The organism is Shewanella sp. SR1 (assembly GCF_020447145.1).
GTDB classification, from domain to species: Bacteria; Pseudomonadota; Gammaproteobacteria; order Enterobacterales; family Shewanellaceae; genus Shewanella; species Shewanella baltica.
The window spans coordinates 62,541-77,416 of the sequence record NZ_JAJAEF010000005.1 but is presented as its reverse complement, the minus strand read 5'-3'; the positions used below and the strand labels follow the sequence as shown (position 1 = coordinate 77,416).

12 protein-coding genes and 2 other annotated features are annotated in these 14,876 nt (G+C 44.0%); of the genes, 7 read left to right on the top strand and 5 right to left on the bottom strand.

Translation table 11 applies throughout. The features are described 5' to 3' along the window. The first annotated feature begins 116 nt into the window (after window positions 1–116). The 3 genes from KV201_RS06140 to KV201_RS06130 all read left to right on the top strand — a co-directional run bounded on the left by KV201_RS06140 (window position 117) and on the right by KV201_RS06130 (window position 3,136). Window positions 117–1,286 carry a hybrid-cluster NAD(P)-dependent oxidoreductase gene (locus KV201_RS06140; protein ID WP_226058827.1) on the top strand — a complete coding sequence of 390 codons (1,170 nt, stop codon included), beginning with the start codon at window positions 117–119 and terminating at the stop codon, window positions 1,284–1,286. Window positions 1,287–1,452: 166 nt separating this feature from the next. Continuing rightward, window positions 1,453–1,788: a hypothetical protein gene (locus tag KV201_RS06135; RefSeq protein ID WP_006080796.1), complete on the top strand. Its 336-nt coding sequence runs from the start codon at window positions 1,453–1,455 to the stop codon at window positions 1,786–1,788. Window positions 1,789–1,831: 43 nt separating this feature from the next. Continuing rightward, window positions 1,832–3,136, top strand: a complete 1,305-nt coding sequence (locus KV201_RS06130; RefSeq protein ID WP_226058826.1) for a sodium:proton antiporter — start codon at window positions 1,832–1,834, stop codon at window positions 3,134–3,136. A gap of 164 nt (window positions 3,137–3,300) precedes the next feature. Here the strand turns inward: KV201_RS06130 and KV201_RS06125 are convergent, their stop codons facing one another. After that, window positions 3,301–5,295, bottom strand: coding sequence for a chorismate mutase (locus KV201_RS06125; RefSeq protein ID WP_226058825.1), 1,995 nt, complete (start codon window positions 5,293–5,295; stop codon window positions 3,301–3,303). 41 nt (window positions 5,296–5,336) lie between these two features. Further along, window positions 5,337–5,453 (bottom strand) — a sequence feature (Phe leader region). A 1,637-nt stretch (window positions 5,454–7,090) separates the two neighbouring features. Beyond that, a complete protein-coding gene (gene raiA / locus KV201_RS06120) occupies window positions 7,091–7,447 on the bottom strand; it encodes a ribosome-associated translation inhibitor RaiA (protein ID WP_006080799.1) in 357 nt (118 codons plus the stop codon). Window positions 7,448–7,746: 299 nt separating this feature from the next. Between raiA and KV201_RS06115 the strand changes: the two genes are divergently transcribed. Further along, the gene (locus KV201_RS06115; RefSeq protein ID WP_063884545.1) at window positions 7,747–8,439 is read left to right on the top strand and encodes a cytochrome b/b6 domain-containing protein; all 693 of its coding nucleotides are present in this window, start codon (window positions 7,747–7,749) and stop codon (window positions 8,437–8,439) included. A gap of 75 nt (window positions 8,440–8,514) precedes the next feature. Here KV201_RS06115 and KV201_RS06110 read toward each other — a convergent pair whose 3' ends face one another. After that, complete coding sequence (locus KV201_RS06110; protein WP_006080801.1) at window positions 8,515–8,964, bottom strand: cytochrome c; 450 nt, start codon at window positions 8,962–8,964, stop codon at window positions 8,515–8,517. A gap of 190 nt (window positions 8,965–9,154) precedes the next feature. Between KV201_RS06110 and trpR the strand changes: the two genes are divergently transcribed. Beyond that, window positions 9,155–9,430 (top strand): trp operon repressor, encoded by a 276-nt coding sequence (gene trpR / locus KV201_RS06105; RefSeq protein ID WP_011846178.1) that lies wholly within the window; start codon window positions 9,155–9,157, stop codon window positions 9,428–9,430. A gap of 64 nt (window positions 9,431–9,494) precedes the next feature. Here the strand turns inward: trpR and KV201_RS06100 are convergent, their stop codons facing one another. After that, window positions 9,495–9,866, bottom strand: coding sequence for a hypothetical protein (locus KV201_RS06100; RefSeq protein WP_011846179.1), 372 nt, complete (start codon window positions 9,864–9,866; stop codon window positions 9,495–9,497). A gap of 237 nt (window positions 9,867–10,103) precedes the next feature. Next, the gene (gene slyD, locus KV201_RS06095) at window positions 10,104–10,760 is read right to left on the bottom strand and encodes a peptidylprolyl isomerase (RefSeq protein WP_226058824.1); all 657 of its coding nucleotides are present in this window, start codon (window positions 10,758–10,760) and stop codon (window positions 10,104–10,106) included. Window positions 10,761–11,238: 478 nt separating this feature from the next. Then, window positions 11,239–11,359 (top strand) — a sequence feature (Thr leader region). 43 nt (window positions 11,360–11,402) lie between these two features. On the opposite strand from slyD, the gene thrA reads away from it, so the two are divergent. Together thrA and thrB are read left to right on the top strand one after the other, a co-directional pair. Then, window positions 11,403–13,871 (top strand): bifunctional aspartate kinase/homoserine dehydrogenase I, encoded by a 2,469-nt coding sequence (gene thrA, locus KV201_RS06090; protein ID WP_226058823.1) that lies wholly within the window; start codon window positions 11,403–11,405, stop codon window positions 13,869–13,871. After that, window positions 13,868–14,830, top strand: a complete 963-nt coding sequence (gene thrB / locus KV201_RS06085) for a homoserine kinase (protein WP_226058822.1) — start codon at window positions 13,868–13,870, stop codon at window positions 14,828–14,830. Before thrA ends, thrB begins: the two co-directional genes overlap by 4 nt. The last annotated feature ends 46 nt before the right edge of the window (window positions 14,831–14,876 follow it).

Genomic DNA, 14,876 nt, shown 5'->3' with positions numbered 1-14,876 from the left:
ATTGCTGAAATCAGCTGAAAATAGCGATTTAAATCAGTAATGATTCGTTGTTTAACTGCGGTTTTCTTTCGGTTTTGCCGAGGGTTAAACCGCAGTGTGTTGCAGGTAAGAATGCTATGAATGCGATAAATTTGAGTGTGATGGCACGGGCGAAAGCGCTCCATAAACCCAAAAGTGTTAGCCCAGTAGACGCCGAGCCAGCGCGAAACGGACCAGTGCTTAGCGAACTGGTGTGCATTGAGCGCTGGAATGAAACCGTCGATGTGATGAGTTTTCGTTTTCAAGCGGGCGAGCCGATGAAGTTTGACTATAAACCCGGCCAGTTTATGACCTTTGTGCTCGAGATTAGCGGCGAGCAAGTGTGCCGCAGTTATACCTTGTCTTCATCGCCATCGAGACCCTATTCCTTGATGGTGACGATTAAGCGTGTGGCGGGTGGACTGGTGTCTAATTATCTTATTGACCACTTGCAGCCAGGCCAGCGTGTGCGAGTGCTGCCACCTATGGGTCAATTTAACTTAGTTGATATCCCCGCGACGAAATACTTGTTTTTGAGTGCCGGTTGCGGCATTACGCCCATGTATTCGATGTCGCGTTATTTAACTGATACTCAAATTGATGCCGATATTGCCTTTGTGCACAGCGCGCGCTCAGACGCTGATATTATTTTTAAATCGTCATTGGAGACGATGGCGAGCCGCTTTAATACGTTTAAGCTCAGTTATGCGCTGGAGTCGGCGGCAGCATCACTTTTATTCTCCCCAAAGATAAGTTTTGATATAGGGCGATTAACTGCACAGATGCTGCAAACTTTAGTGCCTGATGTTGCTGAGCGAACGGTGTATCTCTGCGGGCCCGAGCCTTATATGCAGGCGGTAAAAGCGTTATTGGCCGAACTCAACTTTGATATGAGTCGGTTGCACCATGAGAGTTTTGCCTCGGCCGAGAAAGCCGCACGTAATCAGCTCATGCAAGCAAAGTCGCCTACAGAAGCAGATGAAAATCCGCAAGAAGGGGCCTTTATCTTGCCTACTTTTAACTTAGCTATTGGCGATCGCAGCACAAGGCTAATGCAAGGGCAGAGTCTACTTGAGGGAATAGAGTCTGAAGGATTACCGATTATTGCTGCCTGTCGTTCAGGCGTGTGCGGCGCCTGTAAATGCCAAGTATTGGCGGGAGAAACGGTATCGACGAGTGTGATGACGCTCAGCGCCGCGGAAATTGAAGCGGGTTTTGTACTGGCGTGCTCTACAACGTTAACATCCGATGTGACACTTAAACTCTAGCGCGCTGATTAATTAGTGACAGTTACACAGGGCTTATCAGGCTTATTCTTAAATGGATGGAAATATTTCTAATCCTTAGTTGCGCTTATCTCAGTGAGAACGTAAGGTTAATGACAAGGGCGTATGATGTTTGCGCCCAGTCCATTAGTCTGGCTGGAGTCTCTCAATGACAATGACAACCACTTATGCCGCAAAAATTGAAGACCGTTCTCTTGGGCATTTGTTGTACGCCTTGATGTCGGGCTTTCCCTTATTATTACTTCCCGTGCTGCTAAGTTTGTTCATTAATGTTTCCCAACGTCAATCCCATGGTAATCCATTATTGGCGTCGCATTTGCGTTGGCAACGGCATTCTAATGTCGCCTTTCTTGGCTTGTTAGTGCTCGGCTATTGCGTGCCGTTAACTTGGCTCAGTCTTTCGATTTATCTCTTTGGGATCATTTGGTTTTGCCACAGGATCATTAAAGGGTGGTTAAGTCTATTGGATGGTTTAGAAATCTAAACTTGTGCTAGAGTCTCTAAATTGATGATTTTTAGAGGCTCTTATGTCCAGTTACCAAATTCTGTGTATCCTCTGCGCCTTGGCGCTAGTCACTTCAGTTGTCTCTTCACGCGTCCATAAACTGCAGGAAACTGTGGCCATTACGGCTATCGCCCTAGGCATGAGTTTGTTATTACTCCTAGGGGGAAAGGCCTTAGGCGGGCATGTCTATCTGTATTTTGTCTCAGGCTTAGAGAAGCTCGATTTTCAAGCCTTGCTGCTCAATGGCATGTTAGGTTTTTTACTCTTTGCCGGCGCATTGCAGATCCGTTTAAAAATACTGAGGCATCAGAAGTGGGAGATTTTAATCCTTGCTTTTGTCAGCACTTTATTATCGACATTTATCATAGGAGGACTGTTATTTGGGGTCGCGCCTATGTTGGGTCTCCCGTTACAGCTTAGCCACTGCTTGTTGTTTGGCGCCTTAATTTCGCCAACCGACCCCATTGCCGTTTTGGCTATTTTAAAGAAAATGGGCGCACCGGAAGATATTGCTATCCAAGTGGAAGGTGAATCTTTATTTAACGATGGCATAGGGTTAGTGATTTTTGTGGCAATATCGCAATTAGCCTTCTCTACTGAACCGCTGACGTTTATCCATATCTCTGAGTTATTTATTCGTGAGGCGGTAGGCGGGGTTATTTATGGTGGCGTTCTTGGTTTTCTGCTGCATCATTTTTTCCGCTATTGCGAGGAAGAAACGCAATTGATGTTGGTCACTTTGCTGATCCCAACCGCGGGATACGTGATGGCGGAAGTGTTTGGGGTTTCTGGGCCTTTAGCTATGGTGAGTGCAGGTATCATCATAGGTAATTTCAGTGTGCCTAAGTTTTTTGCCCGCCACGAGCGAGTGAAACTACTGACATTTTGGTCGCTGATTGAATCTTTCTTCAATGCATTACTTTTCCTACTACTCGGCTTACTGCTTTTGTTAGTCACTTTTAAAGCACCATTGTGGTGGTTTATGTTTGTGGCGATTCCATTGGTGTTATTGGCGCGTGCCGTGAGTGTGTTATTACCTTATATGGGCTTTAGGTTGTTTAAGTCTTACAACCCCTATGCAGAGACGATTCTGATTTGGGGGGGGGTAAGGGGAGGATTAGCACTCGCGATGGCAATGAGTTTACCTGAGGGGATTGTCATAGATGCCATTGGTGGTGTGGAGCTGCGGGAATTATTGTTAGTGATGACCTATGCCGTCGTCGTATTTTCGATTCTAGTGCAGGGCTCTACTATGACAGGGCTTATCCGCAGGAGTAATGCGGTTACCGAACCATCGAGGGCTGTTGGCTCTTCTGAAAATGCATAAAGGATGATTGGGCAGCGATAGTAAACAATATTAAGCCTGCTAGTCATCACGCTGACTTGCAGGCTTATTTCAGTCAATCAGGGATAAAAGAAGTCTCATTTATCCCTGAATACACTTCGAACTAATTACATTTCAGTTAAGATTAAATCACTCAAGATGAAGCGCTAGTTAGCCCTATATAATTCCCGCACTACAGCGCCTATTAAGTTAAGCGACTCAGAGTCATTATTGCTATCGAGTGGGCAATTGAGTATCAATCCATCCACTTTAAGCTGCTTAATACCTTGGGTTTGAACCAGTAGGGCATCATCTGATACGGCATAGCTAGGGTTGATCAAAATGGGCAAATGACTCGTGGCTTTAATCTGGATCAGGCTTGCTAAATCGAGTGAGGGTAGATTGGCGTTATTTAAGGTTCTAATGCCAGAGTCACACAGGATCAGTTGCTGATTGCCTTGGCTTAAGATCACTTCTGTTGCCGTGAGTAATTCTTCAAAACTTGCCATATCGTTACGTTCAAGTATTAAAGGTACTGGTAAGGTGCCCGCTTGAGTGAGTAAGGTTTGATTAAACATCTGCTTACCCGCCAAGAACAGCATATCGGCGTGTTGAACGGCTAATGGCATATCGGCTTCTTGCTCTATGGCAATAATGCACACTAGACCATATTGATGCAGGATTTGGCGCAGTTTAGCGAGGGTCACTTCCGCCATAGCCACTTGATTAACAGCATTAAGTAGAACCGCTTGGAATCCCGCTTCTTTAAGCTGTTTCACTTGCTGCTCGAAAGCCGATAACGCTAAGTGTGAAATATCATTATTCAGCGTGATTTGCGCTATGGCACCGACATGCCCTGAACCGATTGTCATTGCACCGCAGTTGATCTCACTGGCTTGTTCTTTATAGGCTTTGCTATATCGAATTGGACTGGTGTTTGCCCCATTCTCGCTGATGACTTGGTCCTTAGAGGTGCTAGGTTCAATCAGTAACTGGCTGTTGCTCAGCTGCGTGGGTTTGACTGTTTCGCAAGGATAGCAGCCTAATACTTTGATAAAACGGGTGATCCGCTCGAGTTGCTTTAAACCCGCCTGCATTGATTCACTGGAGATATTCGCGTCGATATCCAAATAAAACATCTCTTCCCAAGGTGTTCCTGGAATCGGGCGTGACTCTAGTTTGCTCATGTTTAGCTGATGCGCTTTCAGCACCAGCAGGGCTTCAACTAACGCACCGGCTTTTTGACCTGTTGCCATGATCAACGTGGTTTTAGCGGGTAACTGCTCTGGCACGGCAACGGCTTTGCGGGCAACGACGATAAAGCGGCTTTGGTTGATCTTCTGATTCGCTAAGCCCGCTTCTATCGACTCTAGTTGATAGAGTGCACCACCTTCGGCGCTACCAATGGCTGCTGCACTGTTATCTGGACTTTGGTTTACCTTGTCCATTGCTTCTGCGCTGCTTGAGCAGTACTCCAGTCTCAAGTCTTTGTGCTGACTTAAATATCTGCTGCATTGGCTAATAGGCTGAGGGTGGGCATAGACAGTTTTGATGTCAGCTAATTGACTGCCAGCTTTTCCTAGTAGGCAATGGCTGACTTCAATCGTCGTTTCACCAACGATCGATAGGCTGGTGTGCTGCAGTACATCGTAGACTTCGTTGATTGAACCCGAGGAAGTGTTCTCAATCGGCAGAAAACCATAATCAGCATGCCCAGACTCAACGGCTTGCACTATTTCATCGAAACTTTGGCAACCTAAGTCCAGCATTTCAACGTGGCGGCGTTGGCAATAGCGGGTTGCTGCGAGATAAGAGTAAGAGCCTCGTGCACCGAGGTAGGCGATACAATACTGCTGTTTTTGTGTTTCGGGGTTGGCACGGCCGTGAAGGTAAGCTTGTTGATTCAATACTGAATCTTCAATGATGCTCTGATAAAGGGAGATAACATAGTGGGCATCTAATCCCTTTTCTCTGCCTTCTTTCACTAGCCTAGCGAGTAGTTCTTTTTCCCTTTGAGTATCTCTGATGGGTCTGACATCCACTTCTTTACTACGGGCCACTTCTAGACTTAAGCGACGGCGCTCTGCGAGTAATGCCAGCAGTTCATTATCCAGATTGGTGATCTGCTCTCGGGTTTGATTTAAAGGCTGTGGTGTATGCATTCTGACCTCAATTGCCGCCATGTATTTTATCAATCGTTTAAGACAAAAAAGCCTCCCAGTTGGGAGGCTTTGGATTTTTACTTTCGTTTTTACACAGTAAATCCGCCTCCTAGAGTGGGGGTGTAAAAAAGAAAGTAAAAAAAGCTGCTGTTATCATTTTCATGGTCTTAAAACTAAAGGGCTAGGGCTTAGCTGTCAATCAAAACTTTCTCACAGACAGACTAAAAAGAAAGCGCACCCGGGGGTGCGCTGGTTTGAGTATGAATATATGGTCAAGCGAGTTTATCCTCCTTATAGTCAGTGTGGGACAAGGTAAAACACTCGTTTATCTTACATTTACGTGTAACAGTAAAACGTTAACAACTCACTAGATAACGACTTGCATTTACAATGAACATTAACAAGTACTTTATGCGGCATAGCGTATAACATTGAAACTATGCTTTTTGAGTACCAGCGAACTTACATTGACATGTCTTGCACTTATATTTTAACAATTACATGGATCTATAACATTAAAAACTAACACTAACAAAAAAACATTTAAAATAAACGATTTACGGCTCATTAGTTGTACTAGGTACATATTGCTGTAAAAACAGCTTAGCCTTGTCATGCGTTTAGGTCTTGCTACTTACATTGTTACTTTTTACTTTAAAACCTAACGTGTTAATACATGGAGCGTATAACAAACTCTCATTTACTGTTATTACATTTTTCGTCAAGTCTAGATGCCCTCCTTTTTAGTTGATAATTAAAAATTATTTAAGGTGTCTATAAAGTATCAAAACTCAACTAACGGTAAAAGTTAACGCATTACATAAATAAATATTTATACGATTTACAGTTTTTACTATACAAATAACACTAAGTAAACTAATAACTTTCAATAAAACCAACGTATTGCACTTACATTAAACACTTACATTAAATCTCACGCTAAAAACGCTAACTTGTATATCAGTGTAAATATGACTCACTTCAAATCACTAATCTACTTCTAACTAAATGTGACAGTTGTTACCTCATTTATCTCAGTGTTTAGCACGCATTGGTGCCGACCCGTCTTACAATAAGCACTTTTGGTAATTTAGCTTTTGATCATGTGACTTTTGTTTATTTTTACCTAGGCCTCCATTGTGGATATAAAAAATTGGATAGTTAAAGGTTTCGCTAATGTACTCGTTGCGCTGTACTCGGCTCCTTATGTTTACTCTGGTATTGAGCAATGCCGCCTGTTTCTGGTGGTCATCCTGTTATTCGGTCAAAATTGAGCACTACTTTAGTGAATGCCAACATACTTGATTGTAACTAATATCAACAATATCAATATTATCAAATTGTTCGCTTTGCGTTGCCTCCTTTCCTAACTTACTATTGAAAGTGGAACCTAGTTGAAAGTATAACGTTGAGCTTTTGAACGTGGAAATTATAAGTAAAATTAATCATTAACAGTAAATCTTAGAGCTTAAAACCCTTAGTGCTTAAAACTATATGGCTTAGATTGGTCGTGCTCCTTAGTTATATCCAGTAACGTTATTTATAAATTAATATCTGTTAACCAATATATGTAAATCAAAATTTAAAGTAAATCAACATTTGAAACGATTTAAATTCGCACCACTTCGATTCTTGCTGTCACTTTGTAAAGTGTAGTAGGTATTTAGTCAAACGAACTGTTTTTTTTCATCATTAAAATGATTGCACTAAGCTTTTGTAAAAACTGTGATCTGATTAAATATTTCTACTTTATTGCTCTCAAAGTGATGCGTTTCTCGCACTCACTAAACTTAAATTATGCCGCATCTTCCTCCTCGTACTCGTCGTCAACTTCAACAATATTATTAGTCGGTGTTAATGATGTGGAACGTTGTGCTTCCGGTTTGTGCGTTATGCGATTGAGCTGCTTCTCTAATTTTTGGCCCATAGCGTTAATCGCAGTATATAAATTTTCATGTTTTGCTTGAGCGAAGAGTTCTCCATTTGGGATGCCAACCGATGCTTCAATTTTGAAACCAGGTTTCTCCTCCGTAATGATTACATGGGGATTTATCATTTGCACATCATGCCTTGAAAGTTTTTCGAAACGGCTTTCAATACGTTCGCGAATAGGAGATGTGACTTCAAGTTGCTTGCTAGTAATCTTTAGCATATTTCGAACCTTCTGTTGTTTCCTTGGATTTCAGATTACCAAGGTCTGCACTATAAAACGAGATCTAGATCACATTTTTGTGCCAGTTAGTTACTGTTCGTTGGATATTTGATCACTTAGACAAATATCAATAATTCCTGGCCAAAAAGCCTTGTATTGCCTGCTAAATCGGGTCATATTCGATGGGATAACTCCGCAGTCTTTGCCCTAATTTACTTATATTTACTTTAAGTTTCATCCCAAATCCCGATAAAATACCTCAACTTATTTCATTCGTTCACTTTGAGTTTGCCCATTTTATGAATATTGAACACGTTAAGATTAAGGTCTGGGATTTACCCACGCGAATTTTCCATTGGGGCATGGTGTGTCTGTTGGCACTTTTATGGTGGAGTGCTGACGCTGGCGAAATGCAGTGGCATCAAATTTTTGCTTATAGTTTGCTTATCCTCATTGGATTTAGGATCCTTTGGGGGATCATTGGTAGCGATACGGCAAGGTTTAGCCACTTTGTTCATCACCCTAAGGTTGTGCTCGACTACTTGAAAGCAATCAAAACGAAGGGAGTCTCCGTTGTGCTGGGGCACAATCCTATTGGTGGCTACATGGTTGTCGCACTGATTGGGATCATTAGCCTGCAATTAGTCACAGGCCTTTTTGCGACCGATGATATTTTTACCGAAGGTCCGCTCTATAGCTATGTCAGTTCAGATACCAGTGGATTTTTGACTTGGCTACATAAGATGAACTTTAACCTTATCCTAGCGCTGAGTGCCATTCATGTACTGGCAGTGGTTATCCATGCTATCAAGGGCGATAAGTTAGTTGGTGCTATGCTCAGTGGCTACAAGAAGGTCTCTAAGGTGGCACTGTCATCAAGCGTGAATCGTGATCTTACATTCAAGTCAGAGTGGTTTGCCTTAGTGCTGCTGGCTGTATTAGCGGCTGTAGTCTTTGTGTATTTAATGTGGCCGATAGTGCAAGTGCTATAGTTTTACGCTGAGTGTTTGAGTAACAAAAAGCCTGCTAATTAGCAGGCTTTTTGATGGACGAAAAACTAAATAGAACTAGTCTTTCTTATAAACGTCGTGACAACCTTTACAGCTTTTTCCTGTATTCATAAAGGCTTGCTTGATTTCAGCTTGATCACCTTTTTGAGCAACAGTAGCAAGAATGGCTGCATTCTCTTGGAAAGTTTTCATTTTTGCATCGAAATCAGCTCTGTCTTGCCAAACTTTGGCTAAGGCTTCAGTATCGCCTTTGTCTGAGCCATCAATAAAACCTTCGAAAGGAATTTTTGATAATGCAGCAACATTCGTTGCGCGCATTGCGAAGGTTTCCGCTTCGAAAGGTTTTTTGCCTTTCATCATGGCAGCCATATCGCCAAAGTTATAAGCAATAAGACCAAATGCAGATTGGCGGTATTCAATCGCATCTTTAGAATCTTCGAAATTGTGTGCCTGTGCAGCTGAAGCCAATAGAGTACTGGCAACGAGAGTAAGTAGTAATTTTTTCATCGTATTCTCACAAATTAGCGTCGAAGTGTGACATTGCGCTTCTATTGTACACAAATTAACTTGATGTACTAGAAGCATTTTTGTCAGTTTTTGTCTGGATAAGATGACTAAACGTAACAAGTTATTTGTATGTAGAGTAAATCTGTTAGACTGCCTATGTAATGCTTGAACAGTACTTATGAGGGTTATTATGCGAGCAAACTGGGATCTAGTATTAGAAAAAATTTTGAGCCACAGCAATTATGAAGATCTTTCTGTGTTGTTTCATTTACTGTTAACCGAAGAAGAGCGTAGTGCGGTTGCCGGACGCTTAAAGGTATTTCAGTTGTTATTGGATGGGGATATGAGCCAAAGGCACATAGCTGCAGAATATGAAGTGAGTATTGCGACGATCACGCGTTGTTCTAATTACTTGAAAAATATGTCTCCTGAGCATAGAGCGAGAGTTCAAAAGTTGATTGGTTAATGCCCACATGGAAACAAGCCCTGTGGACATTTTTTGCGCTTGTTTTGGTGAATAGAACTCTGCCTTAAGGCGTGATGGGCAGCTTATGGCGACGATAGAGTGAACGACGCACCAGAATATATAAGCCGTAGCTGAGTAAGCAGATAGCCACAATAGGGTAAAGGTCCTTGGGAAGGAATTTAAAGATAGCCAATGCCGCTATGAGATAGATAAAAGGTAAGAAGTTATAAATCATTTCGGGAAGATAGCCCGACTTACGTCGCCTTGCCGAGTCAGTTCGACGGTTTTGAGAACGCATAACGTAGATCCTCGCACCTAAGACGAACACTACTGTAGCCGCAACTAGGGCATAGTTGATGTCGAGTGCAATAAAACTCGAACTACCGAGCGCCATGTAGCCAAAAGGCAAAATTTCGTAAAGGGGTTTGGTTAACATAAGCACTCCGTCGCTTAACTCAGGTTGATATCAATATCTAATTGAAAATATTCATATAAAATTTGAATGTTTTCAATTTACCAGTCAGTTATTTATCTATTACGAATAGTATAAACGCTTGTGCATAAAAAATGCACGACCTTAAATTAAGGGCGTGCATCTTAAAAGGTTAAACTATGGCAGTTCAACCGCTTAGGGATAAACTATTTCTAGCTCATCTTGGGCATCAATCAGTATCTAGCCGCGGCAACCACAGCCGCCATTGCCGTCACAACCTGTTTTAGGTGTGTCACAGGCTTCATGCTCTTCATGGTGATGTCCATGATCGTGCTCTGAACCACCACAACAGCCGCCAGCTTCTTCTTTACCTGAACCGCCACAGCATCCACCGCCATGGTCGTGATCATGTCCATGACTTCCACAACCGCCTTGGGCATGAACGTGGCCATGGGCAATTTCTTCAGCTGAGGCTTCGCGAACGTCAACGATTTCGACGCTGAAGTTGAGCGATTGACCCGCTAAAGGATGGTTGCCATCGACGATAACAACATCGTCTTTTACTTCCATAACTTGGACTGGGCGTTGACCCATTTCAGTTTCGGCGATGAAGCGCATGCCTGGGACGATATCTTCGATATCACCAAAGGCTTCTAATGGCACGGCTTGACGTAGGCCATCGTGGTAAGGGCCATAGGCTTCTTCGGCACTAATAGTGACATCGAGTTTTTCGCCTTTGGTTTTACCATCTAATGCGGCTTCTAAACCTGGGATCAGGTTTTCAGTGCCGTGTAGATATAGCATAGGTTCAGAGTCGAAAGAGTCTTCTAATAGTCTGCCTTCTTGATCTGATAAACGGTAATGAATGGTTACCGCGCTGTGTTGAGTGATCTTCATATCGCCTCCGGTTCGGAATGTGCGCGCATAATAACGTGCTTTTTTAGTGCTGGCGATAATTTGAAGTGGCTTATGTTAGATATCGCACAGCTTTTTTTTCGGCAGATTAAAGCCAGTTTTACGCGGTGCAGCATGTGTAATGTGATTTTTGCGCATTAGCCTGCCAATTTGGCCTGAGTGATGAGGTAGAACAAATAACGCATTAGTTAAAAGTGAACTATAAATAATTAACTGAAAAACAAGTGATTTTATAATGGATTTCCTATTTGATTACGTTAACGTCAACAGTTATCTATTGCATAAATCGCATTTTTACCCCTAGAAAACTTTATATTAACTAATCTTGATACAGTATTTTATCGTGTGTGAAGATTTGCTGATAAATAATCCATTTTAGGGGTTGACAAGCGCGGGTAAAAAAAGCAATTCTGTTTATCAAGAAATTAACATGGATTAGCCCAAACACATGCATAGCCTAGGTTTCGTAGTAACTACCATTATTACAACCACCACTACAACAATAGTGGGGGCGGGCTGATACACCCTAAAGAATTTTAACAAAAAAGCCCGCTTCCCACAAAGAAGCGGGCTTTTTTGTTTCTAGCTCTTATTTCTAAGTCGGGCGCGGTACAGGAGAACAAGATGAAAGTAATGAAATTTGGTGGTACCTCGCTTGCAAATTGGCAGCGATTCTCGATGGCTGCGGATATCGTTGCCCAGTCATCTAAGCTTGAACCCATAGCCACTGTGCTATCGGCCCCTGCGACCGTGACGAATGCTTTATTAGAAATGGTCGACGTAGCCGTTAAAGGGGAAGATTATTTACCTGTGTTGCAGCACGTTGAGCGGGTATTTACTTCGCTGTACCAAGACGCCGTTAACTCAGTGCTGTCGAGTGAGCAAAGCGAACAGCTTTTTTCTGGACTCAATGCCCAGCTGGTGATCTGGCAGGATAGATTACGTGGTATCGGATTACTGCAAGAGTGTCCCGATGGTATCCGCGCCGAAATCGTGGTCGCAGGTGAGCGTTTATCTGCAGCCTTGATGGAACAAGTGATGATATCTAAGGGGATCACTTCGGCTCAGCTCGACCCACGCGCCTTATTTTTAGGTCGTGGTCGTCCGTTAGAATCTGTCGTTGATATCGCTGTGAGTAAGCCAAGGTTTCGCGCGTTGGCGCTGGGTGAAAAACGTGTATGGGTAATGCCGGGATTCACCGCCGCCGATGAACAGAGCAAAGTGGTGACGTTAGGCCGTAATGGTTCTGACTATTCTGCTGCCGTACTGGCCGCCTGTTTGGATGCTTCAAGTTGTGAAATCTGGACCGATGTTGACGGTGTTTATAATACCGATCCACGGGTGGTTGCCGACGCCAAGTTGTTGTCACAACTGAGCTATCAAGAGGCAATGGAGCTTTCCTATTTTGGTGCTAAGGTGTTGCATCCTAAGACTATTGCACCTATCGCCCAGTTCCATATTCCCTGTTATATCAAAAACAGTTTTAACCCTGATGCGCCCGGTACTCTGGTATCAAACCAAGCCGATGAAACTGGCTTGCAGGTTAAAGCTATCTCCAATTTAGATAACCAGACCATGTTCGATATTTCAGGCCCAGGCATGAAAGGTATGGTTGGCATGGCGAGCCGTACTTTAGCGGCGATTTCCCGCAGCGGCGTGTCTGTGTCTTTAATCACCCAAAGCTCCTCTGAATACAGCATTAGTTTCTGTGTGGCCACATCTGATTCGGCCAAAGTGAAGTGGGCTTTAGAGCAAGAGTTTGAATTAGAAATAAAAAGTGATTTGCTTGAACCTATCGCTATGCGTCATGAGCTCGCTATCGTTTCTTTGATTGGTGATGGCATGCGCACCCATAAAGGGGTGGCGGCTCGTTTCTTCCAAGCGTTAGCGCAGGCAAGCGTGAACATTATCGCCATCGCCCAAGGATCGTCCGAGCGCTCAATTTCGACTGTGATCGAGCAGCGTAAGACTAAGCATGCAGTAGCAGCTTGTCATCAAGGCTTTTTCGATGTGCAGCAATATTTAGATGTGTTTTTAGTGGGTTGTGGCAATGTAGGCGCTGGTCTGCTTGAGCAGATAAAACAACAGTCCGCCATGCTCAAAGAGCAGCACATCAGTATCCGTGTTTGCGGCATAGTGAATTCGAACAAGATGTTACTCGACAGCGCAGGCATCGATTTAAGCAACTGGTCTAGCTTGCTTGCCGATAGTCAGCAAACTTGTGATATCCCAGCGTTACTGGCATGGGCGAAAGAGCAACAATTACTGAACCCTGTGCTGGTGGATTGCACTTCAAGCGAGCAAGTATCGGATCTGTATTTGGATGTGATGAACTCAGGTTTGCATGTGGTCACGCCGAATAAAAAGTCGAACACTCGCGATTATGCTTATTACCAAGCGCTTCGCCAAACGGCCTTAAAACAGCGCCGCCAATTTTTATACGAAACCACAGTCGGCGCGGGTTTACCAGTTATTGATAACCTGAAAAAACTGTTATTTGCGGGTGATAAGCTGCATAAGTTTAATGGTATTTTATCGGGCTCTTTATCCTTTATCTTCGGCATGCTCGATGAAGGCATGACTCTTTCTGAAGCGACTGGTCTGGCGCGGGAAAAATGCTTTACTGAGCCCGATCCCCGTGATGATTTGAGTGGTATGGATGTGGCGCGTAAGGTGCTCATTCTTGCCCGTGAAGTAGGGCTAAAGTTAGAGCTCAGTGATGTACAGGTTGAATCTGTATTGCCAGCCGAATTTGATGATTCAGGTGATGTTGAGAGCTTTATGGCGCGTTTGCCGCAGGTTGATGCGGCGATTGCCGCTAAAGTGGCGCAGGCCAAAGCCCAAGGTAAAGTGCTGCGTTATGTGGGGCAAATTGAGGATGGTGTGTGCCGAGTGCGTATCGCCGAAGTCGATGCACAGGATCCCCTTTATAGCGTTAAAGGCGGCGAAAATGCCTTGGCATTCTACAGTCGTTATTATCAGCCCATTCCCTTTGTGCTGCGCGGTTATGGCGCGGGAACGGAAGTGACCGCCGCTGGCGCCTTTGCCGATGTATTAAGAACCTTGAATTGGACTCGTGAGGTGAGTGTATGAGTTTGACCGTTTACGCTCCAGCCTCTATGGGTAACGTGGGAGTCGGATTTGATTTACTGGGCGCCGCTTTGGCGCCTATCGATGGCAGTTTACTCGGCGACAGAGTGACTATCGCGGCGGCAGCGTCGGGTGTGAGTCTGGCGCAGACTGGTGCTTGGGCCCATAAACTGCCTGAAAATCCGCAAGACAATATAGTGTACCAATGTGCCGAATTCTTCTTAACCGTCCTGAGTAAGGAGTATTTAGACGCGCTTGGTAAAGCAGATGAAGGCGTAGCGCTGACACTGGAAAAGAACCTGCCCGTCGGCAGTGGTTTAGGTTCGAGTGCAAGTTCAGTCGTGGCGGCGTTATATGCACTGAATGAACATTTTGACAGACCTTATAACGAGCAAGCCCTGCTGGAACTGATGGGCGAGTTTGAAGGTAAGATCAGCGGCAGTGTGCACTATGACAACGTCGCCCCCTGTTATTTGGGCGGCATGCAATTGATGCTCAATGTGCCGGGCACTGTATGTGAAGCGATACCGAGTTTTAAAGAATGGTATTGGGTTGTGGCCTATCCTGGGATTTCACTTTCGACGGCGATGATGCGTAAACTCATGCCTGATCAATACGATAAAAGTGTCACTATCGATTTTGGTCGTTATTTAAGTGCCTTTGTACATGCCTCTTATCAGCAGAATGCCAAGCTTGCGATCAGCGTATTAAAGGATGTGTTAGCCGAGCCTTATCGCGCCGCTGCGATTCCGGGTTACGACAATGCCAGAGTCGCTTTAGCCGCTTTAGGCATGTTGACTACGGGGATTTCCGGCAGTGGCCCAACGCTGTTTTCGATTACCGATGATTTAGCCACGGCAAATGCCGCTAAAGCTTGGTTAGAACAGCATTATTTAACCGAGGTGGGTGGCTTTGCCCACGTGTGTCGCCTCGATGATCAAGGCACGCGTAGAGTCGATTAATTCTTATTTTTAGTATCAAGCCTAAGCATTAAGGCTAAATATCCAT